Here is a 22,903-nt window from a genome sequence, read left to right on the forward strand (position 1 = left end):
AGAGGCCAGGGCGCGGGGCGGGACTTCGCCAGGTCCTCGTCACCGACCCAGAGGCGGAGATGCCCCGTGTGTTCATCTGCCACCGCCTCGGGCCAGACGCAGCCGAGGGGGCGACGGAGGCCCGAGGCCAGCCGTTCGCGCCGGTCGGCGACGTCGGTCACCGTGACCCCGTACGGGAGATTCCCCTCGGCGAGCCAGCCCGGTCCGTCGCGGGTGATGGGCGCGGTGAAGGTGAATCCCGGGCCGCCTTTGGACTGGTCCTGGTTGATGGCATGGATGCCGAGGGAACCGAGCGCCCGAAGGACGATGTCGCTCGTGAGCCTGGTCGCCTTCGGGATCTCCACGGCTCGGTTGATGACGGGAGCGTCGGCCGACTGTCCGAGCCGACCCAGCATCATGACCGCGGCTGCGGTCGCCAGGGCCAGGAGCCAGGTGGGGGCCAGGACGTAGAGCGCCAGGGCGACGGCAGGTCCGACCGTACCGATCACGATCGAGACCAGCGTGCGCCAACGGACCCTGCGGTCCCGCTGCCGGGAGAGCTTGAGGTAGTCGCCGACATCCTCACGACCTGCGGCGTCCTGGCGCAGCGGCTCGCCCTCCGCGTCGGACATCCAGCGCATCGACTCACCAAGGAATCGAGCGAACCCGCGGGGTGCGTGTGCAGTAAGACGAAGCGCGTACCAAGGGGTTCGTACTGCGTGGTACGAGGCAACATGCCAGGCGTAGGCCGCTACGCCCCTCCCGGCAGTCTTGAACTCGTCCCATGACCGCGCCCAGGCGGGGATGACGGTACGCCGCTTCGAGCTGCGGACCCGATCCACAAGGCGAGGGCCCGACGGGCCGCCGGGACGGTCCACCATGATCGCTTCAGTCGGGTCGGCCGACTCATCCGGTCCAACGGGTGCCGACCCGGCGGGGTGGAGGGCGCCCGACTCTTCGTCCTCCGGGGTGCGTGTCGAATGTGCGGAGTGCGGACCGATCTCCTTGTCCAGCCGCGCGAACGACTCGCGCTCGTGAGCGTCGCCGCTCTCGTGAGTCACTGATGGTCCTTCCGGTTGGTCGGGAGGGTGAAGCCGGGCTCGACCCTGCTCTGAAAGGGAGGGCCGAGCCCGGCAGGGAAAGGGGTACGGTCGGCCGACCTCAGGCGCCGTCGGGATCAGGCGACACTTGTGCCTCTCTGTCGGCTTTGAGGACGTCCCGCAGTCGGCGGGAGCGGTCCTGACCGCAGGCCACCGCCTTGCGGATTCGTTCCGCGTCCAGGTGCTCGTACGACCAGTCGGCCGTCACGTCGCGCGCTCTGGTGAGCGCTTCGTCCCAGCTCAGTCGGGGAACGTTCCTGTCCCGCCCGGTCCGGCGCCGAGCCCTCGGCCTCGGGCACTCGGTGCCGTCCTCTTCGTCGTCCTGCTCGCCGTCGCTCGGGGGCTCGGCCTCGGGGAGGAGTTCACCCATCCTGAGCACGACGAGCTCGCGTCGGGGGGCCTTCCAGCGCCACAGCCGTCCGAACCGCTCGCGCAGCTCCGCGCGAGCGAGCAGACGCCTCTTCTCCTCCTGCAACGCCTGGCGGTAGTCGGTCAACTCCCAGAGCACCATCCGGCGCCAGAGGGCAAGCGTCGCGCGGGGCGCGAAGAGCCATCGGGTACGGCGGATTCTTTGCATCCGCCGCCGCCCGGTGATCGCACCGATCCTCGCGGCGTATCCATGCGCCACGATCTCGCTGAGGACCACCCATAGCAGCGGCATGGTCCCGTGAGCGATTCGCGCCGAAGTGGAGTCTCCCGCAGCGATGTTCAACCAGCAGGTGACGAGGGTCAGCGCCCAAGGGACGATCCGCACCCAAGCCATCGGCATACCGAGTCTGATCAACAGGAGGTTGGCCGCGGTGAAGACGGGGATGGCGAAGTCGATACCGACAGGCAGCATCCAGGGCTCAGCGAATCCCCACCGTTCCGCGGCAGAAGAGATGGAGTTGAAGGACGATGCCAGCCCGAGTCCACCGACTCCGACACCGGCCGCAGCGACCGTGCCGAGTAGGACCCTCTCGCTCCCGGTGAGCGGGGGCGGTGTCGCGGTGCGCGTGTCCGACGTGGTCACGCTGCCTTCCCCGACCATGGCGCGTGGGCCCTCACGGCTCGGTTCCTCATCGGCACCACGTTCATCAGTCGCTCTGCGTAGAGCGCGTTGAGCATCGCGACCTCGTCGGCCCCGCTCAGTTCGCGCAGTTCCTCCAGCACGTCTCCGGCGGCCGCGCGTCGTACCGCACGTTGCTCCTCGGTCTCCCCCAGCACTCCGAGGAAGAGCTGACAGAAGTCCTCAAGCATCGGCATCTCGGGCTCGGCCCCATCGGCCGGCTCGGTGAATTCGGCGTCGTTCACAGCCTCCTGGCCGCCAACGTACGTGCGCATTGGTCTCTCCTGGGTCCTGGATGGGATGGGAGAGCCGAACGGCGGTGGGCATCGTCGGCCCGTCGACCACCGCCGTCGGCCGGGATGTATGTGAGGCGGTCAGACGCGGAAGCGCCGCGGACCGGTGAGGCGCAGCCACGACCGAACCGTGAGCTTGACCGCCGTGCAGGAGCCGAGGCCCGTCAGCACGGCCAGCGGCCATGCGAGGCCCGATGCCTGAGCGGACTGCCAGCCGATGACGGCGGCGGAAGCGGCCACGAGAAGGGTGATCACGAACCTGAGCGTCCGGCCTGCGGACGGCGGCTGGCTGTAGCGGGCAACGAGGTCCAGGTCGTAGGGCGCGGTGAGTCGCACCCCTCCGCCCGAGAGCTGGAGAGCGACGAGGTTGCCCTCCGCGTTGGTGGCCAATCCGGCCACGGTGGCCAGGGTCCTGTCGCCTCGGTCCCGGACGACATCTCCTATGGCGAGTTGCATGGTCCCCCCTTCGGGAACGGAGAAAGCCCGGAGGCGGATACCCCGCCCCCGGGGTGGAGTCGGCACCGTCGGAACGACGGGCGCCGAAGATCAAATGCACTGTTCTTCCAGGCACGCTGTGGAGTTCTCAAGGAGCGAATGCGTCCTTCGTACTCACCCCTGCGGGCTTTCCTCCGGGCATCTCAACTCCTAAAGAGGTCAGGTCCTCAAGACCTCTTTAGGAGTTGAGGAGGACTATGGCGCAGCCCACCTCCACTCGTCAAGACCTCTTGAGGAGTCGTATGCTGGCGCCGTCCTTCGATTGGAATGGTGAGCTCCACATGGCCAAGGCGTACGAGCAGATCGCCGACAAGCTGCGAGAAGCCATCCGCGCAGGTCAGCTAGCCCCAGGCGACCGGCTTCCCGCCGAGACCGACCTGGTCCAGCAGCACCGGCGCAGCTTGCCGACGGTTCGGGAAGCCCTCCGGCTCCTCCAGGACGAAGGCCTGATCGAGAAGCAGCACGGCCGGGGCAACTTCGTTCGCCGGCCCCGCACGCCCGTGCTGCGCACGAACCTGCGACACCAGTGGGAGAAGGACCGTGCGTGCGAGCCGGAGCAGCTGCGTCAGCAGACGGGCGCCACGGAGCACGACACCGGCCTCCAGGTGAACGAGCTCGTCTTCCAGGCCCACTACGGCGACGCCAAGGCGGACAAGTCCCTGGCCGACGACTTCGGCGTCCCCGAGGGCTCAGCCTTGGTCGAGCGGACCTACCGGACGCGGTACGCGGTGGAAACCGCACCCTTCGCCCTCGTGAGCTCCTACCTGGTCCGCGACATGGTCGCCGAGAACCCCGACCTCTTGGACGAGACCAAGGAGCCGTGGCCCGGCGGCACTCAGAACCAGCTCAGGACGATCGGCATCGAGCTGGACCGCATCGAGGAACGCGTCAACGCCCGCCCGCCCACCCCGGAAGAGGCCGAAGAGCTGGAGCTGCCGCCGGGGACCTCGGTCATCCTCCTCCGCAAGATCTCGTACGACACCCAAGACCGCGCCGTGGAGATCTCCGACGTCACGCTGCCGGGCGACCGCACGGAAATGCTCTTCACCACTCCCCTGGAAAGGTGGTGAGTGCCGTGCGTCGGCGCATCATCATCGTCACCGCTGTCCACGCCCCGTCGGCCCACTTCCTCCCGGACGCCTACAAGTCGATCTGCGAGCAGGAACTCCCCGACGGCTGGGAGTGGCACTGGCTGATCCAGGAGGATGGCAAGACCGACCAGGTCGCGCCGCACGTTCCCGAGGACGCGCGGGTGAGTTTCCGGCAAGGACGGCCGGGCGGACCTGGGGTTGCCCGCATGATGGCGATGGCCCACGCGGATGGCGAGTACGTGAAGGTTCTGGACGCCGATGACCAACTGGCGCCTGGCGCCTTGGCTCGGGACCTGGCTGCCCTCGAAGGAGACTCCGCTCTCGGGTGGGCGACATCCCGCGTGCTCGACTTCCTGCCGGACGGCTCGACCGCCGGGTTCCCGGGCGACCCCGAGGCCGGCCCGATCGAGCGCGGCGAGGTCCTGAAGTACTGGAAGGCGAACGGTTTCCGCGCGCAGGTGCATCCCGCGACGCTGTTCATACGGCGGGATCTGCTCCTCGCCCTGGGCGGTTGGATGGCCCTCCCGGCCTCCGAGGACACCGGACTGTTGATGGCGCTGAACGCCACGAGCCGCGGCTGGTTCTCGCCGGAGGTCGGCCTCCTCTACCGCAAGTGGCCGGGACAGGCGACGAACCAGCAGTCCCACACCGAAGCCGCCGAACGGGACGCCCGCATGGCAGTCGTCCAGGCGCGGGCGGAGACTCTCGCGAACCTCGGCTGGCGCTACCCGGCTAACTGACCGGGACCTCGTAGACGATCTCGCAAAGGGCGGTGGGCACGATGATGTCCGCCGTCTCCACGGGTCGGCCCTGGTCGCTGTAGTAGGTCCGTCGGATGTGCGTGACCAGGGCGGCCTTCTGAATGCCGAGGAGCGAAGCCTCCTCGGCATTCGCCTGCCGCGGCTCCGGCCGCTCCACCGCGTGGCTGACCGTGATGCCGATCTCGGCCATGCGGTCCACGACTCCCGCACCGGCGTGCGGGCCTCCCTCGGGGAGGACGACGAGTGTGCCGGCGGTGAGCGCGTAAGGCTCCCAGCTGGTCGACAGTTGCACCGGCCTGCCATCGGCCAGGAACTCGTACACGGTGCGGACGCATAGCTCACCCGCGCCGATGCCGAGCCGCTCGGCGATCTCCGCCGGCGCCGGGACCTTGGCGTCCGTCCGGCTCTCCCAGTCACCCTGTTTGCCGACGGCCCGCATGTCCGCGCGGAACGGGGAACCGCCCCGCTGCTCGCGCGCCGACGAACGGACGATTCGCACACGTTGACGAGGCTCGGCGACATACGTGCCGGAGCCCGCGCGCCCTTCGAGAACTCCTTGCGAGATCAGCAGCTCCTGCGCCCGGCGGACCACGTTCTCGCCGACGCCGCACTCCTGGGCGATCTGGGCCCGGGAGGGAAGCCGATCCCCCGGACTCCACTCACGCTCCGCGACCCGCTGCCGGAGTACATCGGCGATGCGGAGATAAGGCGGCTGCTCAGACATATGGAAAATCTAGTCCACTAGCTCTAATCTAGTGAACTAGCTTTACGCAACGTGATTGCTCGGCGACGGAGGCCCCGCTGTGCCCACTTCGGAAGGTCGCGCCGAGGACATGGCCGTCCGGTTGTCCGCCTTCGGGTTCACCCCACGCGTAGAGCAGCACGCCAGCCATACGTCGATCGAAGCGGAGGTACCGGAATCGCTCCCCGCCGAGTCATGGCGGGAGGTCCTGGCAGTGATGGCGGAGGCCGATCGATTCGGACTTCTCGCCAGCAGCCTGAACGGCCGCACCTTATGGGCCGCCCTGCACAAAGCGGTCCCCGCGACGGGCGATGTCCGGGGACCTGACCGTCAGCGATAGGAGCTGATCAGCGTGTTCAACCGTATCCGCCGTGCCGTATCGCGCACCAGAGGGCGCGGTCTCCCGGCCAAGGGCCGCCATCGCCGACGTGCAACGCCCGCCCACCCCACGGTCGTGCACTCGGGCCGTTCCGACTGGTCGACGTTCCTCTCGGGGCAGCGGCGAGATCGCATGGAGATTCTCCGGGGCGAAGAGATCGCCCTCGTCCGCCCGTACGTGCTGGCCAGCGAGGAGCGCGCGAGGCGACGCTCAGCGGCCGTGCCTCACTCCGCCCACCCCTGGTTCGCACCGGCGGGGGTTCTCTGATGTCTCACCGCCAGCAGCCTCGCGTGACACATGCGAGAGCGGTCCCCTACCGGTCGACCTCGTGCTGCATCGGTACGCACCGAGAGTGCGCACAGTCCGACCCCGCTGAGGCCCCGGTAGGCATCCCGGTGATCTACGAAGCCTGCGACTGCTCCTGCCATACGGCAGTCGATCACGGCGCGCCGAGGGGGATGCCCCGGTGAGTGGATGGGCACCCGGCGGTGTCCTGACCGCCAACGTCGAGATCACCTCGGCCAGCGTCCGGCGCGGGGACGTCATCCAGATCGGCGGTCAGCCGTGCCGCGTCGCCGATCTCTTCCAATTGCCCAGTGGGGCCAAACGCCTTCATTTCGAAACGGGCGAGCTGCTGACCATGCACGCACGAACCCGGCTCGTCGCCCTGCGCATGCTGAGAAAGTGGTGAGTCGAACTGTGGCCTCTCGCCATCAGGTCATCGCCGATGACCTTCGGAGTCAGATCTCGACCGGCCGGATCAAGGCCGGCGAACGCCTCCCGTCCGAAGCTCAGCTCGCCTCGCAGTACACGGTCAGCAAGCCGACGCTGCGAAGTGCGCTCGCGGTCCTCCAAGGCGAAGGACTGGTCGAGAAGGTCCACGGCAGGGGGAACTTCGTCCGCCATCCCCTCCACCGGATCGCCTATCTGGGGGGTGGCCGTGCCCACGACGTGGAGGCCGCTGCGCACGCGAATCTCCGCGTCAGCGTCCGGAGGACCGAACTTCGGGCGCGGGGGCATCTGACAGCCCTGCTGAACGTGTCAGCGGGCAGTCCGCTGACCGAGTACAGCTGCCTCAGTCACGAGGGGAGGTCGACGCACAGCCTGGCCCGCGTCTATGTCCCCCGCGAACTGGCACCGCCCGATCTGCCGGAAGTCAGCGAATCGTTCTGGGGCGAAGGGGTGGCGGCACGGCTGGCAGAGCTTCGTCCGCCAGGGACTGAGGTCCGGGAGAAGATCAGCGCTCGCCTTCCCACGCAGGAGGAGGCAGTGACCCTCCGGATCAGCTCGGCCCTGGCCGTTCTGGGGATCGAGCGCGTGACTTCCGACGACACCGGACGCGTGGTCGAGGCGGCGCTCCTTGTCTTTCCCGGCGACCGCGTCGATGCCGTGTTCACCACCCGCACCGTGGCGGAAGAGAAGGAGGCACAAGGATGACGGCCCACAACGAACTGCGGCTCCTGCCGTGGTCAGGCCCCGAAGGCAAGCCCTGCTTCTTGAGCACGGACGACGGCGCCGGCTTCCTGTCTCGTCTGGCCGACACCACCGAGGCGTCGCAGCTCAGTACGGGGGCCGAAGTCTTGAAGCGTGCCGTGAACGTGCTCGCCGACGGCGAGGTGGCACCGGAGGAGCTGAGGCCCGTCATGGCCGAGCTGATCGGGTCGCTGCGGGACGTGCTCCGGGTGGCAGAAAGCCGCGGTCACCGGCTACCGGCGCAGGACAGCGCCGAGGACAGCGACGACGAGGAGGGTCCTCACCTCCCGGCGGCGGCATTCGGTTGACCTCACCGTAGGACAGACAGCCCGGGGCACCGCAGGATCGCGGGCCCCGGGCCTTGTCACGTCACGGGAGGGTGTCGGCGTCGACCCTGGAGAAAATCAGGTCGCTCTCACCCGCAAGGGGCCCGATGAGTCGTTCCGGAACGCGGACGGCACCATTCAGCGCCGCTACGTAGCTTTCCGGCGTGTAGTCGTTGACGAGGCTGTACGGGTGGAACCCGTGAGCCTGCATGGTCTCCATCAGCTCATCGGCGGAGTCGCCGAGCCGTGCCATCCGTTCCGGGGTCACCTCCACCGTGATCTCCGTGTCGGGGCGGAGCAGCGGAAGCATGTGCGCCATCCCCCGAACGACGCTGCCCTCCGCGCCTTCCACGTCGATCTTGATGACGCGAGCTCGTGAGACCTCTTCGGCTGTGAGGAGATCCGGCAGCGGCCTTGCCTCGATCTCAAAGGTCGACTCGGTCGGCCCCTCGTACGGGACGATGCTGTTCGCGCCCATATTGGCGGAGCTGGCCAGCACGAACGTCAAAGTTTCCTCGGTATCTGAGACCGCGCCGTTGATCGCGCGAACATTGCGATGCCCGTTGAGTACGACGTTCCGCAGGAGACGTTGATGGAACACGGGCGACGCCTCGATGGAGACGACCTGGCCCTCGTCCCCGACCAACTGTGCGGCGAGAAGGCTGTAGTAGCCGATGTTGGCGCCAACATCGACGTAGGTGTCTCCGGGCCGCAGCCGCCGACGGAGCCACCCGGTCATGTGCGGCTCCCAGACCCCGAACAGGTAGAGGTAGCGCTGGATGAGATCCTGCGTGTCGACGGCGACCCGGACACCCGATCCGGTCTCGATGACGCGCAGGCGAGGGTGATCACGCAGCCGGGGGTTGAGGTACCGGCTCGCGAGCAGGGCCTTACCGATCGGGCCAGGAGCATCGCGCACGTAGCGACGGCCGAGGGTGACCAGGACTTCTGACACTTGAGTGCTCATCCGCTCGCCTCTCCGTCGGGTTCTTCCGAACGGTAACGCTCGTGGCGATCTCTATGACGGGCGCGTCGCGAACCACTGGTCCGCATCGTCCGGCTCGTCGGTCGCGAAGGGCACGCCACCTTGCCGCACCGGAGCGATGGCCACCGCGCCACTCACGACTCCGAGGTCTCCACCACGACCTGCGACACCAGCGGGGCACTGAGCTGAAACATGGGGGCTGTCACACCAGTCACGGCGTCACAGGACCCGGCTACCTGGGCGAACGTGACCACGGTCGATGTGACACCCCCGTGTTTCAGCCATGCCCGGACGTCGCACCGTGCGCGGTTGCCCACACTCTTAAGATCCTCTAGACATCTACATGACTGCTGGGTCTGGGGGACGCATGGGGAGCACCGGGCAATGGATCACGATCGCCGCGGTCTTGCTGGGCGCACTCACCACACACCTGACGACGTTCTTGATGGAGCGGCAGCGCAAGAAGCACGAGCTGGTGACCCGCTGGGACAGCAAGAAGCTTGACGCGTACGAGGGTTACGTCGACAACGTCCGGACTTGCATCTTCCTTGCCGTTCACCTCTACGAGTGCAAGGAAGGCCTCCGAGAGCGCGACAAGTCCGACCAGGAGATCCTCGCCGACATGTCGGAGGCAGGCCGGATGCGCGGACGGGCTTTCGAACGGATCATGCTTCTTGGCGGCGACGACGTGGTCGAGGCGGCACACGAACTCAACGCCGTCGCCCTCCAGGTCGACTGGCAGGCCAGCGGCAAGATCGAGGGGACGTTGGAGGACTGGCGTGAGCGGAATCGCGCAGCCTTCAGGGCCGTCAACAACTTCCACGAGTCGGCACGCGTGGACCTGGGAGTGGACGGCAGGGTCTCGGGCGAGAGGCACCCCGAGCGGGACCTCCTGCTCCCCCCTGCTCGCCGAGGCGGCGGCAGCGGCAACGCCTGACGAGTCCGGACCGCGGGGAGTGAGCGGGGAGTGGATCATGGAACCCTCCCCCCTCGAAGCCTGCGGAGACCAACGCAGACCGATGCTCTGACCTGCGCCTCAACCGAAGAGTGCAGGTTGGCGGCCTACCCGTACTTCGTTCGGGACGAAGAGGTCGTGGGTTCAAATCCCGCCACCCCGACAGCTGAAACACCAGGTCAGGGGCCTGATCCGCGAGAGCGGGTCGGGCCCCTGAGTGGTTGTGGGGGCCGGTTTGAGAGTCATTTGGGAGCCGAGTTCGGATCTGACTCCCGGGTACCGCGCCGCAGGATCAGGCTCTGATGGGCACGCGCTGCCCGGCAGAACGGCTTATCGCCTTCGTCGGGCTCAGCGAGCTGTGGACGGCGCAGAGGCGACCGCCACCAGCCCAGCGCCATGACCCGCCACAGTTCCGTAAGGACGAGAGGAGCCACTCCGCGGCCCACGGCAGGATCGTGTGCGAAAGGGCAGCGATGAGGATGGACGGGGGCCGACTGTCACACTCCTCCGCGAGCATGATCACGCAGTGCCACATGAAGACCTACACAACGCGCTGAAGCGGACTGCGGACCGGCCTGATGGGGATATCCGCAACGTTGGTGTGCCGCCTCTCCAGGATCTGGCGGGACAGTTCCGAGCCGCCGCCGGAACCAGTCCGCGTAGCCGATCGGGATACTGCGCTGCCATTTCCGGGGCGTACGACCGACGACGCACGGATGGCGGGTCGTGGGCGGCGTGAGCGGCGTCCCTTAGGCGAGTGATTCCGATGTGATCAGTGATCGTGTGACCGGCTGGCGGGTTTTGTGGTTGTGCCAGATCGCGGCGGCCATGGCGAGGATGCGTTGGGCGACGCGGACGGCGACGCCTTCGAAGGTCCGGCCGCCGTGCTGTTCCAGGTCGAGCTGGCCCTTGAGGGTGTCGTTGACGGACTCGATCAGTTGCCGCACCGACTTCAGGAGGCTCTCGCCCTTGCGCTCCTTCTCGCGTTTGAACGACGGACGCAGCAACCCGGCACCCCTCAGAGCCAGGGCGGCCTCGAACTCCTTCGAGGCGAAACCCTTGTCCGAGATCACCAGCAGGCCCGGCCGGTCCGTGGCCAGGCGTGGTTCCCGGTCCAGCATCGCCGTCATCACCTCCCGCTCGTCCAGCTTCGGACTCGCCAGGGCCCACAGGATCGGCATCCCGGCCGGAGTGCAGACCAGGAAGAGGCGGAGGCCCCAGAAGAACCGGCTGTGACTGGCGCAGTACCCGTATCCGGCCCAGCCGGCCATGTCCGACCGCTTCACGGTCGGACGCGAGCGACCGCATTCCACCGGGGTGGAGTCGACGATCCAGTGCGGATCGAACCAGAAGTCCGTGTCGACCGCCAGCAGCCGTATCACCCTCTTGACCAGCGGCAACGCGGCCCGCAGCCGCTTGTTCCAGCCCGGCTGCTTGGGCACGTACGGGAACATCGAGCCCAAGCGGGAGTCCACGAACCGCAACCACCGCGACTCCGAGGTGAAGCCCAGCAGCGCCTGCGCGACAGCGAGGGTGACCAGCTCGGAATCCGTCAGTCCCGGCGGTCGGCCCAGCCACCGAGTGCCCCCGGTCTCGTCGTCGATCTTCACGTACAGTGCGGTCAGCAGGGCGTCCAGGTTGTTCGTCACACAGCGATCATGGACGCCCTGTCCGCGTTCCCGAACACACCACCAGCATTCGGAACGACTCATCTAGTGGCGGCCGGAGTAGCCCTGTCCAAATTGGCCACGCCCGCACCGCTGCCAGCCACGAGCGGTTGGCCAGATCAGCCCCTCCAGTGAGCCAGATCCTGGCTTCCCCTTCTCAACTTCCTTATTAACTCAGTAAGCTGCTGAGTTATGGACTTCACAATTATCAAGCACGCGGTCGAGGTCGACCACGGCATCAAGCGCTTGTCCATGCACTTCATCAAGAAGCATGCTGCGCCGGAACGAGCCCGGCTCAGCTCTGAGTTGTGCATACAGATCAGCGAAGAGTTCGAGAGGCTCGGGCTCTCCACCCTGCCACGGACGCTGCCGACATCGGAGAACGAGTTCGTGTGGATCATTCAACGCGACAGCGTCCTCGGCGAAGTTGCCGACGCTGCCGCCGCCCTAGCGCACCTGGACAAGCTCGGGATGAGCCCTCTCCCCCAAGTGTTCGACAACTACCCACGAGCCAAGAGCAACTTGAGCTGAAGTTACGTAGAAGCGACACGACTGATTCCTGCATGTCGCGTACATCAATGAGCGCATCTACCGCATCCAGCATGGGCTCCGCACTGAAAACGCCTGCGCGCGCTCACGGCCCGTCCGTACGGTGGCTCCAACGGGACACGCCAGTCGCACTGATGACGCCTCGCCACCTGGCCACAGGGCACCGGTACCGGCATGTTCAAGAGTTTTAGATGAGCAACGCTGAAGAGATAAGCGGCCCGCGTGAGGAACCCGCCTTTATCGTCGGCACCTCTGGACGACTGCCGCTTCGAACCACATGCATGCTTGAGCTGACAGGAGCAGAGATTCCCAGGTACTGACATAGATGGAACGCTCTTCTCAGTGACCGTCTCCGCATTCATGCAGCCGAACATGTACCACACCCGAGCGGACTCGTCAAGGGGGAATGGGATCTCCGCATGAGGGCCGCCAGCCCCAAAGCTGCGCAGGCACTGGGTCGCCAGTACGCAAGGCAATTCACCGAGGCACTGGCCGAGTTCCCCAAGCCGCTCATCGCCCACAGGCCAAAGCGACACTCCGGGCAGGCCGATCAGGAGGTGCTCAACTGGTTGTGCACTCGACTCGCCGGACGACCCCCGGGGCTGGCCCTCATCCACACCAGCCGGGGGATTTCCTGGTTCCGCCTCACGGCGGACGGCCCGGATCTTGGACCCCTGCCTCCGGAATCACCCGCCTTGAGGCCTCTTCCCTGTCGTGCGGCCGAGGTCGAGCTGTTCCTGTCACCCGCAAAGTTCGGGGCCTACGCCGCTTGTCAACACCGGCGCTACCCGCACATGAGCTGCAGGCCGACCTGGCTCCCGCCAGAGTCGCCCTAGGCAGAAGAGGATATATCTGGAGAATCCTTGACATAACTACCTGGGCGGCGAGTTCAGTGCGGCTCGCCACCCTTCGTGATGACCGGCAGGCCACCTCGGACCACACATTGGAGATCTGCGCCCATGACCACCGACAAACCCGCTGCCCTTTCCGTCGATGTCCCCTGGGGGACGGACACGATCCGGGTAACCAACATCGCGCCCCACCTCCCTGCCGACTCAACGGACAGCCATGTCGCGGCGGTGACCGCAGCGGGCCGGGCCAATCCGAGCACCTGGCTACCGGACACTGCGTGGGGAGCCATAGCTCGTGCGACAACTTGGCCCGAAGCATTGGCGGTTCAGCTTCGCCCGACGCAGGATGAGCCCACGGACCTCCTGATGGTCGAGAACGTCGAAGGGGCGACGCTGCTGTCGGTTGTCACCCGTGTCCTGCTCAGCGAGCTGTTTCCCGGTCCCCAGCCTCGTACCGGCATGGAGGTCTCGGAGGTACCCGACCCGCAGGTGCACGGGATCACTCATGAGGGCCGTCCCGGTGCGATCGTGCAGTACCGCTACGAGAACCCCGCCCACCTGCGGAACCACGTGTGGCAGACCATCCACGCGACGTTGTCGCTCAACAGCTACGCCACTTCCATCCTCACGCGCTCCGTCACCCGCAACCTGATCACCCACCCCGTCGAGATCGCCTTCGAGGACGGCGCGGAGCCGATCCACGTTCTCGTCGTCCGTGACGGCATCACTCGACTCGCCAGCGCCTGGGCGGTACTAGCCGGGCACGGTGCAGACCCCGCCAAGGTGGCCACCCTGGCTACCGACGCACTGCTCGGCAGCGCTTCCGCGGCGGGGACGGCCGCAGGGCCCGATCTCGGGGAGCGGCTGGCCGCCAGCCGAACTCGGTGGCGGCAGGAACTTCGGCAAGAGTTCCACGATGAGATGAAGGGGACGACGCCCGGGCTTCGGGCCGCTCAGATCGCCCAGTCCTACGTCGTTCCGGCGCAGATCGCCGTCGGGGTTGAGGGACACGAGGGCCGAGTGCTTTCTCCCGAAGACATCTTTGACGACGCCATTCGTTCAGTACTGGCCTCGGTACACGTGGAGTTCAAGCAGTGGGATGCGGCGGCCCAGAACATCGAGGTCATCACCCGGGCCCTGAAGCGGATCATCCAGCAAGGCGACCCGCGTTGGAACACAGCCGATCTCCAGGCGGTGTACGGCCTTGCTGTCGGCCGCATTCCCGTGGCCGAGCTTCCGCAGGTCTTCGGGGGCGATCCGGCACCACCCGGGACCGCCTTGTGGCGTGCCGTCTACCTGGTCAGCGCCCTGACACAACCAGATCTCCTGGAGCTTCTCAAGGACCAAGCAAAGGCCATCAAAGGCGGCCAGCGTATGAGTATGAAGGGGTTCGGGGAGCTACTCGGTCCGATCGTCGACCTGCCCTGGCGTGCGAAGAAGAAACTCGTCACCAAGCAGGCTCGAAACGCGTGGAACAACGGTGGTGTGCTGTCGAACGACGTCACCCGGGGCTGGACTCCACAGCCCATCGACGACTTCACCGCGCTGATCGCACCGGCGATGAACGGCGACGACGACGCCCGCCGCACCCTGGCTGCGGCCGGCGGTGTCGCCTTGATCGCCGACAAGCTGCTAACCAGGAACGTCGGCTCATCGCTGGGGGCAAAGAAGGAGAAGGGCGGTGTCCCTTTCCGGTCGGACGTGAACAAGGTCATCGAGGGACTCTCACGGCCGACGAACGAACTCGGCCTGTGGACTCTCGCGCTGGCCGCTAAGACGTTCCGCAGTGCCGACCTCCCACAGAACTCCGTGCCCAGGCAGAGCCTGACCGGCAGGGAGTCGGCCACGTCATCAGAGCCGCCGTACGTGTACTTCAAAGTTGACCTCAATGCCCCAGACCGCATCGCCCGCGACGCCAATGGCGTGCCGATGCCGCTGTACGAATGGGATGTCGTTGCGGCCTCGGCCCCGGAGCGCGCGGCACAGGCCGTACCCTCGTCGACGGTCATCGGTCCGGCGCCGGTGCAGGTTCCAGTGGCGCCCTCGGCGAACGGTGAGACGGTGCTGGTAGACGGCGGCGTCTCCACCAGGGCCTCTTCCGGCGAGGTGCCCGCCACCACGGACCCGGTGACGGCGCTGTTCCAGGACGGCGCTGTTGAGGGGGCCGAAGACGCTCCACCACCCCCCAGCCAGCGCGCCGCCGCGCACCGCAAGGCCCTCCACCTCGGGGTGCAGGGCGCCCGGGACGCCCTCGACCATCTGCACGCCCTGGAGCCGGAAGTCGGGGACCACACCCCGATCGTCCCGGTGGACCAGCTGGACGACCTGCACAAACTGCTGGTCGGCATCCTGACTGACGTGGAGAACCTGCGGCGCAGGACCGTGGAGAACCATGTGCCAGAGGGCGACGACCCGGAATCCGATGAATCCCAGGAGACGGTCCTGGACTGACCGGTAAGAGGTCGTTATTCAAATCCTCCTCCCTGACAGTGAAACACCAAGTTGGGACCGGTGCTGAGAGATCACACCGGTCCCAACTTGCTGTATGTCCCGTTTGGGAGCCACCCGGGGTGCAGACTCCGAGATCCGGCTCCCGGCTGGCTACCAGCGAGCAGCTTTCCTCCTTGTTGAGACTCCTCAGGCAACTGGGACGTACTGCGTGCGTCGCAGAAGATCGCTAAGTACGCGCACCGTGACGTGGGGCTCATCGCCAGACGGGTGCCGACGGCCATCTCCCACTGCTCGGTCAGTCCGAGCGTGAGTCGCTTGCGCATACCTGGGGTGACGTGTGCGTAGCGCGCCAAGACGGAGCCGTCGATGTGTCCAACGTGTTCGTCCATGAGGACCTTCTTGGTGCCGAGATTCTCCATCACTGTCCAGTGGGTGTGGCGGAGACCGTGGGGTGTGAGGCCCTTGGCGATCGGAAGCCAGCAGGCGTCGGCCCGGTCGCTGGCTCCGCGTCCTCGGGCCGGGACGCCGGGCCACGGCTCGCCGAGCAGCGGGACTGGAAGGGCCTCCTGTGGTGCCTTCTTCGGGTACCAGCCGGAGACAGCCAGGGTGAACAGCCACGTCGCGAAGCGGTTTCGGCACCAGTGGGCTGCTTGCTACGACACCGCGCCGCCCCGCACGAACCTTAGGTCCGCGATGGCCCGCTCCCCCCTCATCCGCTTGGCTTCGGTGACGCGGTCGGGATCGCTGAGGACGTTGGACACCGTGCCCGTGGAGACTTCGGGCACGGCCTGCGACGTTGGCGAGCTTCGCACCGTGGTGGCCGTCGGTGCGGGCCGCGCCCCGGCCACGGAAGACGTAGCTCTTGTCGGCCCTGGTCGCCAACCACGTCGCCCGCACGAAGCCGAATCCCTGCACGTTCCAAGGAACCAGTCCATCGCGTCGATGTGCGGTAGCTGTCGTCCTTGGGTGGGCAGCGCACCAGCTCGCCGGTGTCGAGTTCGTACAGCTGCCACTTGACGCGGAGAGCCGGGCGGGCGAACTCCGTCTCCAAGCCGACGATTTCGCCCCAGCGTATGCCGGTGTACCCCTTGCGGACCACGGCGCCGAACTCGTCGTCGCGGCCGGAGAGCAGAGCGGCGCGCTCGGCGGTCAGCAGGCTGCCGAGCGGGTCGGTGACGACCTTCTCCGGACCACGCTCAAGGGAACGGCCGACGGCCTGCCGCGTCCGCGCCGTCTGACGGCCGGGTTCGAGGTGATCAGGCCCTCGTCGAAGCTGGGCCGAGATCATGCTGGCCCGGCCCGAGTGCCCTCCGGAGCTGCTCCGGCTGCTGCCTGCCTGGTCAGCGCTCAAGGCCTGTGGCCCGCGCTACGACACCACACATCCCGCAGTCGCTGTCTACGTTTCCGAGGCGCTCGGAGACAGTGACGTGGCATGGCAGCGGTTCGCAGCGAGCCCCATGTCGCACTTCGGCCCGGGTGCCTGGCATAGGCTCGGCGACCTCCTTGACGTGGCAGTCGAGGGAACCTCGTGGCCGAGGCCTCCGCCGGAACGATGACGGCAACCCTCTCGGTCAATCTCAACCTCGTGGACCTACAGCCGAGCACCGCGCCAAGTACGTAGGGGACGTCAATGGCAGGGTGCGGGCGGTTAGATCTACGGGAGCCATCGGGAAGCCAATCCGCTCCCCGAGCCTCTTCGAGATCGCCCGAGTCCGCGACACCCCGACCCTCTGAACAGGTAAAACGCCATCCGCACTGGCGAGATCAGGGGCCTAATCTGCGAGAGCGGGTCGGGCCCCTGAGTGGTTTTCTGACCCTGGGGAACACAGGCTCCACTCCCACAGTCCCGGCCTCTGCCCTTGCACGCAAGGAGGCCCCGCCTCCCTTGGGCTCCAGGGGTCATCCAACACCGCATGGTTTTTGGGTGGTGAGTAGATCATGCAGACGGATCGTCTACTCGATGCGCATTCCGCTTGGCGACCTCTCGGTCATCCTCACCATCCCTGGCCCGGGCAAGCCGGTTCGTGGTCCCGGCACTGCGGTATTCGCTGAGACGGCCTGCTCTGAGATCAATGTGTGCAGCTGTGCTGGGGTTGGCCAAGGGGCGCTACGGTGGATCATGCGGTGGCAGTTTGAACAGATGAGAGCAAGGTCGGAGAGTCTCGTTGTTCCCTCTCCGGCCTCGTGAAGCGGGACCACGTGATGGCACTCGATGTACCCCTCACCGCGTTCGCCGTAGAACAGGCCGAAGTCAAAGCTGCATGCCTCGCACGCGAGAGATCCTCCGTTCTTCAGGACGGCGGCGAGCTTCTTTGCTTTGAGCCCCTTGTTGCGTTCCCGCGTTCGGTGGCGCCGGTAGAGTACGCGGCCTTCAGGAGCGCTCGCCTCGTCTTCGTCATCTGTTTCCGGCAGCGCGGGCTGAAGAGAGCCGCCTCTCAGTCCTTCCCTAAGCAGGCGGGCAGCCCTGGCCATCTCAGCCGGACGTTCAAGAAAGTCCTGGAGGACCACCAAATCGATTCGGCCGCCATTCGTTTGCGCTTGTGTGTAGTCCGGGTGGTGCGTCGCGATGTCGGTCGTCTTGCGGGCAGCACCGTTGCGGTTCCGGTACGTGGCGGCACGTTGCTCGGCGGGATACGCGGCCAGGATCTGGAGTAGGTCCGACAGCTCTGCAATGCGGGGGTCCTCTGCGTCCAGGCCCGACCAGTTGTTCCGGGCCACCACGTCGCAGGCGAGGATCAGCTCATCTCGGCTCCACCTTGGGTTTCTTGATGCCCTGACGGTAAATCCTTCCCGTTTAAGCCAGTCGACAGGATGGCCCGCACTGCCACTGACCTGTCTACGGGTGAGCGGCGCCCCGTGCTGATACTTGTGGGCGGCCCCGACGATGGCCTTGGACTCGTACTCCTTGCCTTCGTAATCGATGAGGTATCCGGTGGCCTTCTCGTACCCGTACTGCTCAAGGAACGCTTCGCGCCCCAACCGGTCGTACTCCTCAAATGCCTTGAGAATGTCGTCCCGCGAGATCGCACCTCTGCTCATGATGGGAGTGTAGAAGGGCGCTTTAGTGCACCGGCGCTACAGCCCGTCAGCGGGAGCCGAAGCGCTGACAGCCCGGTGCGTCCCGACGGGCGCCGCGGCCGCGGCTCGTGCCCGCCGTACTCACCGGGACGCCAAAGGGGTGAGCAGGGTCGCGAGGACCGCCGGGAGCAGGAGGCGGACCGCGTGGCGTATGCAGCGGTTCTTGGTGCGGGCGATCCTGCTGGTCTCCGTGAGGGAGCGGTGCAGGCGGGGGCAGGGGTCGGCGGTGTCGCGGCGGAGGGCCGTCGTGAGTGACGCCCTGTGGTGGGCGTGGACGATGTCCTCCGTGTGAGCGAGCACATCACGGCCGGGCGCGACCCGTCCGCGGGGGAAGAGGGCCAGCAGGAGGCACACGATCGCCGTGGTCGTGGTGGCCGACGCCGTCCACCACAGGAGACCGGGTGCCGTGGGGCGGTGGACGAACAGAAGGCCGACCAGGGAGACACCCGTGACCAGCAGGATCGCGGCCTTGCCGTCGGCGCGCCCGATCTCGTGCTGGTTCTGCGCGATCAGCTCCCGGGACAGCGCACCCTCGGATACGTCGTCCTCGGGACGGGTACGGATCGGGTCCCCGCCGTCGCTCATCGGGTGCCCCCGTACGGCCCTCCCGGGTGGGTGGGACCGCCCATGGGCCCGCCGGTGTCGCCCGCGCCCCTTCCGGGCTCGCCCGTGATCCGGGTCAGGACCTCCTCGCCCTGGGGGACGCGCACATCGGCGAGGAGGCGGGCCGCGTTCACGCCCACGTACGCCCGGTCGTCCCGGTTCAGTCCCTTGAGTGTCGCCGCGAGGGTGCGCTCCCAGCCGTCCCGGTCGGTGAGGAGGTCCGCGTGGGCGACGGTCCAGTCGAGCACCTCCCTGGCCTCCGCGGGTTTTTGGAGCAGCCACAGGGCGGCCAGGCCGACGGGGCCTCCCGCCACCACCTCCCGGTAGAAGCGGTACGTCTCGCGGTTGGCCTCGCCGTAACCCGGCGGCGGGGACGGTGCCGTGTCCGGGCCGGTGAGCGGGTGGAACGCTTCGGGCGGGTCCATGAACCAGTAGGTCAGTCCACGGCCTTGGAGTTCCCGGGGGCTGCCGGGCCGCCCGATCGGTACGGTTCCGCGGTGGCCGGGCGGCGCGCGCAACGGGTCGGGGGGACCAGGCAGGGCGGCACCCTGGCCCAGGTCGTCGCGGATCAGCTGCCCCACCTGGTCCTCGGTGACCTCCGCACGTACGGCGAGCACCGGGTCGGAGACCGCCCAGGCGAGTTGGTAGCGGGCGGGGTGGGCGGCCTCGGGCAGGCGGATGTCCAGCATCAGGTCCCGGCGCACGAGCGAGATCCACGCGGCGACGGAGAACTCGCCCCGGCGCACCTGGCCCAGGCCCGGCCGGGGGTATCCCCACCGGTCATGGGCGCGCGGGAGCTGCACACAGTCCTCGTCCCGGGAGGACAGGAACACCAGTGCGTGGTCCCGGCGTGCGGCGAGGAGCTGCCGGAGCAGGGCCGGCAGGGGTGCGGGGACGGGGATGGTCAGCGGTCCGGTCATGTCAGGGCCTCTTCCGTCGGCACGGTCGTACGGGCGCGGTGGCGGTGCAGCAGATAGCGGACGACTCCGCGGTGGCCGGGTGCCAGCGTGGACAGGGCGCTCAGGAAGTGCGGGAACGCCGTGCTCATACGGGTGTCCGGGTCCGCCTCGATCCGGGCGAGTCCCTGGGCGGTCGCCTCATGGACGGCGGGGTCGCCCAGTGCGAGGGCGACGAGTCCGGGGGCGCGGTCGGGGTGGTCGCGCAGGAGCATGGCCAGGGTGGTGCGGCTCGCCCCGGAGTTCACCCCTGGTGGGAAGGCCGACCGGCTCATCGCATCGATCACATGTCCGGCCTGGGCGCGGCGCGCGGTTCCGGGCGGTGCGGTCAGCCACTCCCGCAGGGTGTCGAGGACGAGCGGGTGGTGGGGCTCCTCGGTCAGCAGCACGCTCAACGCGAAGGACACCGCCGTCCGCAGGGGTGGTCCTGACCTGCTCTCCGGCCCGTCCAGGACGTTGTCCAGAAACCGCAGCGCGAGAGCCGGACGGGCCAGGCCGAAACCGCTCCCGCAGGTTTCGGCGACGGTGCAGCGCAGCGGCAGCGAGGTGGCGCAGCTCCAGCGGCGCAGCAGTTCCCGTACGGTGCCGCCGCGGGCGGGGTGCTGGACGAGTTCGCCCAGGGCGACGGCGGCGAGCCTGCGCTCCCGCCGTTCCTCGGAGGCCGCGAAGCGCGGCAGCGGACCGAGCGCCCCGGGACCGGTCGCGTGGGCCAGGACCCGGCCGAGGGCGAGCCCTGCGGCGAGTTGGGCGCCGGGCAGGGGCGGCAGTGCGGTGAGGGCGCGCGACAGCAGTTCCGGCATGCCCTCGTGGTCCAGCCACAACTGTCCCAGTACGGCCTCGGAGCGGTGGCGCCCGGCGAAGACGACGCGGCGCACCGGATGGCCGTGCCGGACCGTGGAGGTCTCGCCAGGCGGCAGCAGCCGCGCTCCGACCGCCTCCAGCCGGTCCTCGAAGGACGGGCCGAGGAGGTCGGGAGGGTGGTCGTTCCCGGTCGCGGGCGCGTGCCGCGCCGGGCCGGCCCGCTCGTCGATGAGGGGCCGCAGCACCGCGGCGAACTGTTCGATCACCGTACGGTCCTGTTCGGCCAGCAGCGCGATGGCGGCCATCAGGGAGAGCGCGCCCGCACTGTGCCGGGCCCGGTCGAGCGCGACCCGGGCGGCCGTGGCGCTGCCGGGACGCAGCTCGTCCAGGACGGTGCCGGGTGAGGTCCCCGTCGCCGCCGCGGTGCACAGTGCGTCGGCGACGTCGACCGCGTCCCCGGGCAGCGGGTGCGCGGCGAGGTAGTCCGTGAACGGGGCGGATGCCAGGGACCCGAGCGCCGCGTCCAGGTGGGCGGGGTCGAGACGGCCTTCCCGCACGTTGAAGCGCAGCCGCCGGGCGGCCACCTTGTGGGACGCGGGCGGGAGGTGCCATGCCTGCCATCGTCCGGTGTCGGCGGGCAGGCGGACCTCGCCCGCCAGGGTGACGATCAGATGGGCTCCGGCGTGCCGCAAGGTCCGGGCCAGGGCCGTGAGCGCGACCTCGCCGAGCGGTTCCCCGGAGTCCCGGGGCAGTCCCTGGAGGAGGTAGCCGCCCGGGCCCTTCGGCCGCCAGGCCAGGAGGTCCTGGGCGGAGTCGAGCCCCGTGACGCCGTCCTCCCCGTACCGCTCGGCGAGCAGGGCGAACGCCGCCGTGGCCGCGCCCGCGCCGGGCCCGCCGCGCAGCAGGAGCACCCGGCCGTCGAGCACCTTGCGTGCCTCGGGGTGGGAGGGCGGCTCGACGAACCCGGCGAGCCGGTCGCGTACCTCGTCCGCCGGATAGGGGCCTTCGCGCAGCCGTGGTTTGCGGATGGCGTCGATGAGGGCCTCGTCCAGCGGGCCGCCGGACACCACGTTGTAGACATCGCCCTGGACGCCGCCCATGATCGCCGCGCCCTGTTCGACCGACTGGCGGTTGTCCCGGAAATCGGCGCCCCGGTCGGGGTACGGGGCGAACCCGTCGCCGGTTCCCCGACCGGCGCCGTCCTCGCTGCCGCCCGGGGCGTGGGCCGGGCCGGAGAGTGGGCCGCTGTCCAGCCGGCCGTCCTGACCGGGGGTACGGGGCGGTACAGGGCCGGGCTCCGCGTTCACCGGGAGTCCTCCGGCCCGCCGACGCGCTTGTCGCCCGCGACGTTGTCCCCGCCGCCCCAGTGCTGGTTGGTGCCCCGGTACGTGGTGCCGCCGGTGTAGGTGAGGTCACGGCCGACATCGCCCATCAGGGCGATCCCCTCGCCGACCCGCTGGGTGTTCCCCGTGTGCCCCGGCCCCGGCCCCGTCTCCGTCGACCCGGCGGACTCCTCCCGCGGTGCGGCGGGCGGGGCGGGCTCCTCGCGGGGCAGGACGCCGGCCCGGACCAGGTTCCCGGACGGGGAGGGGACGTAGAGCCAGGCGCGCCGCGAGAAGTTCTTGCCGTCGACGGTGGCCGCGACCTCGACACAGCGGTCGGGGTGCAGACGGGTGTAGGCGCCGAGTACGACGTCCTCGTAGACGCGTTCGGAGATGATCGCGGCGAGATGGGTGACCTGCTCGCTCCCCGCGGCGAGGATCGCCTTGACCGCGCGGGCGTCCAGCAGCCGGTGGGTGTCGTTGCGGGCGGTGCCGTTCCCGTCGCCCGGCCGGCCGTCGTCGGGCAGCGGGCCGACATGGACGCTGGCCCTGAGCCGGACCCGCGGTCCCACCGACTGCTGGTTGTACGCGCCGAGCACCTCGTCGAGCACCCCGAGGAACGGCCAGAGGACGAAGGGGAGATGGACCGGGTCGAACCCGAAGATCACCCCGTCCCCGGTGCTCGCGGGGAAGCGCTTGGCGTCCCGCAACTCATGCAGCCCGGCCCGTTCGAGGGCGGTGTCGACCAGCTGCGGGATCAGTTCGCTGACCGGGCCGTGCTGGGCCGCGGGCAGCCCGGTGAAGTCCTTGGCGTCGACGGCGAACAGGGCACGGTAGGGGGGCAGGGGACGGCTCTCGCCGTACGGGACGGGCGGGATCGCGGACATGGGTGATCTCCTCGCGGGGGCCGGGCGGTGAACCCGGCGGCGGGACCGGACACATCGAGCATCCGGCCGCCGCCCGGGACGAAGTGCACAGCGCTGGGCACTTCCCGCGTG

The 22,903-nt window shown here is 68.4% G+C and carries 20 protein-coding genes, 1 tRNA gene and 2 pseudogenes; 10 read left to right on the plus strand and 13 right to left on the minus strand.

From position 1 onward, the window contains the following. The 4 genes and pseudogenes from AB852_RS36970 to AB852_RS36985 all read right to left on the minus strand — a co-directional run. A pseudogene (locus tag AB852_RS36970) lies at positions 1–611 on the minus strand (cell division protein FtsK); the annotation flags it as partial. Between the two features lie 529 nt (positions 612–1,140). Beyond that, positions 1,141–2,109, minus strand: a complete 969-nt coding sequence (locus AB852_RS36975) for a DUF2637 domain-containing protein (RefSeq protein WP_073795972.1) — start codon at positions 2,107–2,109, stop codon at positions 1,141–1,143. Continuing rightward, a complete protein-coding gene (locus tag AB852_RS36980; RefSeq protein WP_073795975.1) occupies positions 2,088–2,402 on the minus strand; it encodes a hypothetical protein in 315 nt (104 codons plus the stop codon). The genes AB852_RS36975 and AB852_RS36980 overlap by 22 nt, the downstream gene beginning before the upstream one ends. 99 nt (positions 2,403–2,501) lie before the next feature. Continuing rightward, complete coding sequence (locus AB852_RS36985) at positions 2,502–2,876, minus strand: hypothetical protein (RefSeq protein ID WP_073795977.1); 375 nt, start codon at positions 2,874–2,876, stop codon at positions 2,502–2,504. Positions 2,877–3,196: 320 nt separating this feature from the next. Between AB852_RS36985 and AB852_RS36990 the strand changes: the two genes are divergently transcribed. After that, a complete protein-coding gene (locus AB852_RS36990) occupies positions 3,197–3,985 on the plus strand; it encodes a GntR family transcriptional regulator (protein ID WP_073796131.1) in 789 nt (262 codons plus the stop codon). Positions 3,986–3,990: 5 nt separating this feature from the next. Beyond that, complete coding sequence (locus AB852_RS36995; RefSeq protein ID WP_073796133.1) at positions 3,991–4,746, plus strand: glycosyltransferase family 2 protein; 756 nt, start codon at positions 3,991–3,993, stop codon at positions 4,744–4,746. Here AB852_RS36995 and AB852_RS37000 read toward each other — a convergent pair. Further along, entirely contained in the window at positions 4,739–5,491 is a 753-nt protein-coding gene (locus AB852_RS37000; RefSeq protein WP_073795979.1) for a GntR family transcriptional regulator, read from the minus strand. The genes AB852_RS36995 and AB852_RS37000 overlap by 8 nt on opposite strands. A 79-nt stretch (positions 5,492–5,570) precedes the next feature. Here AB852_RS37000 and AB852_RS37005 point away from each other — a divergent pair, with 79 nt between their 5' ends. The 4 genes from AB852_RS37005 (at position 5,571) to AB852_RS37030 (ending at position 7,669) form a co-directional block, all read left to right on the plus strand. Next, entirely contained in the window at positions 5,571–5,849 is a 279-nt protein-coding gene (locus AB852_RS37005; protein WP_073795981.1) for a hypothetical protein, read from the plus strand. A gap of 505 nt (positions 5,850–6,354) precedes the next feature. Then, positions 6,355–6,579 (plus strand): hypothetical protein, encoded by a 225-nt coding sequence (locus tag AB852_RS37020; RefSeq protein ID WP_073795987.1) that lies wholly within the window; start codon positions 6,355–6,357, stop codon positions 6,577–6,579. Positions 6,580–6,587: 8 nt separating this feature from the next. After that, on the plus strand, positions 6,588–7,325 hold the full coding sequence (locus AB852_RS37025; RefSeq protein WP_073795989.1) for a GntR family transcriptional regulator: 738 nt from the start codon (positions 6,588–6,590) through the stop codon (positions 7,323–7,325). Beyond that, positions 7,322–7,669, plus strand: coding sequence for a hypothetical protein (locus tag AB852_RS37030; RefSeq protein WP_073795992.1), 348 nt, complete (start codon positions 7,322–7,324; stop codon positions 7,667–7,669). The genes AB852_RS37025 and AB852_RS37030 overlap by 4 nt, the downstream gene beginning before the upstream one ends. 61 nt (positions 7,670–7,730) lie before the next feature. Here AB852_RS37030 and AB852_RS37035 read toward each other — a convergent pair whose 3' ends face one another. After that, a complete protein-coding gene (locus tag AB852_RS37035; RefSeq protein WP_107499466.1) occupies positions 7,731–8,654 on the minus strand; it encodes an FkbM family methyltransferase in 924 nt (307 codons plus the stop codon). A gap of 361 nt (positions 8,655–9,015) precedes the next feature. Between AB852_RS37035 and AB852_RS37040 the strand changes: the two genes are divergently transcribed. Further along, on the plus strand, positions 9,016–9,609 hold the full coding sequence (locus AB852_RS37040) for a hypothetical protein (protein ID WP_245877071.1): 594 nt from the start codon (positions 9,016–9,018) through the stop codon (positions 9,607–9,609). A gap of 106 nt (positions 9,610–9,715) precedes the next feature. Continuing rightward, positions 9,716–9,787: transfer RNA gene (locus AB852_RS40155), tRNA-Pro, on the plus strand. 589 nt (positions 9,788–10,376) lie between these two features. Here AB852_RS40155 and AB852_RS37050 read toward each other — a convergent pair. Continuing rightward, positions 10,377–11,276 (minus strand): IS982 family transposase, encoded by a 900-nt coding sequence (locus tag AB852_RS37050; protein ID WP_073795996.1) that lies wholly within the window; start codon positions 11,274–11,276, stop codon positions 10,377–10,379. Between the two features lie 210 nt (positions 11,277–11,486). Here AB852_RS37050 and AB852_RS37055 point away from each other — a divergent pair, with 210 nt between their 5' ends. Both AB852_RS37055 and AB852_RS37060 read left to right on the plus strand, forming a co-directional pair. Beyond that, the gene (locus AB852_RS37055; RefSeq protein WP_073795998.1) at positions 11,487–11,825 is read left to right on the plus strand and encodes a hypothetical protein; all 339 of its coding nucleotides are present in this window, start codon (positions 11,487–11,489) and stop codon (positions 11,823–11,825) included. A gap of 977 nt (positions 11,826–12,802) precedes the next feature. Then, a complete protein-coding gene (locus tag AB852_RS37060) occupies positions 12,803–15,145 on the plus strand; it encodes a hypothetical protein (RefSeq protein WP_073796000.1) in 2,343 nt (780 codons plus the stop codon). Between the two features lie 186 nt (positions 15,146–15,331). On the opposite strand, the pseudogene AB852_RS37065 reads toward AB852_RS37060, so the two are convergent. The 6 genes and pseudogenes from AB852_RS37065 to AB852_RS37090 form a co-directional block, all read right to left on the minus strand. After that, a pseudogene (locus AB852_RS37065) lies at positions 15,332–16,420 on the minus strand (LacI family DNA-binding transcriptional regulator); the annotation flags it as partial. 678 nt (positions 16,421–17,098) lie between these two features. Continuing rightward, complete coding sequence (locus tag AB852_RS37070) at positions 17,099–18,184, minus strand: HNH endonuclease (protein WP_079185211.1); 1,086 nt, start codon at positions 18,182–18,184, stop codon at positions 17,099–17,101. Positions 18,185–18,304: 120 nt separating this feature from the next. Beyond that, a complete protein-coding gene (locus AB852_RS37075) occupies positions 18,305–18,808 on the minus strand; it encodes a Pycsar system effector family protein (protein ID WP_073796002.1) in 504 nt (167 codons plus the stop codon). Beyond that, complete coding sequence (locus tag AB852_RS37080) at positions 18,805–19,746, minus strand: hypothetical protein (RefSeq protein ID WP_073796005.1); 942 nt, start codon at positions 19,744–19,746, stop codon at positions 18,805–18,807. The genes AB852_RS37075 and AB852_RS37080 overlap by 4 nt, the downstream gene beginning before the upstream one ends. Next, the gene (locus AB852_RS37085) at positions 19,743–21,890 is read right to left on the minus strand and encodes a hypothetical protein (protein ID WP_073796007.1); all 2,148 of its coding nucleotides are present in this window, start codon (positions 21,888–21,890) and stop codon (positions 19,743–19,745) included. The genes AB852_RS37080 and AB852_RS37085 overlap by 4 nt, the downstream gene beginning before the upstream one ends. Continuing rightward, the gene (locus tag AB852_RS37090) at positions 21,887–22,792 is read right to left on the minus strand and encodes a hypothetical protein (RefSeq protein ID WP_073796009.1); all 906 of its coding nucleotides are present in this window, start codon (positions 22,790–22,792) and stop codon (positions 21,887–21,889) included. Before AB852_RS37090 ends, AB852_RS37085 begins: the two co-directional genes overlap by 4 nt. Between the last annotated feature and the right edge of the window lie 111 nt (positions 22,793–22,903).

The organism is Streptomyces uncialis, assembly GCF_001905345.1.
GTDB classification, from domain to species: Bacteria; Actinomycetota; Actinomycetes; order Streptomycetales; family Streptomycetaceae; genus Streptomyces; species Streptomyces uncialis.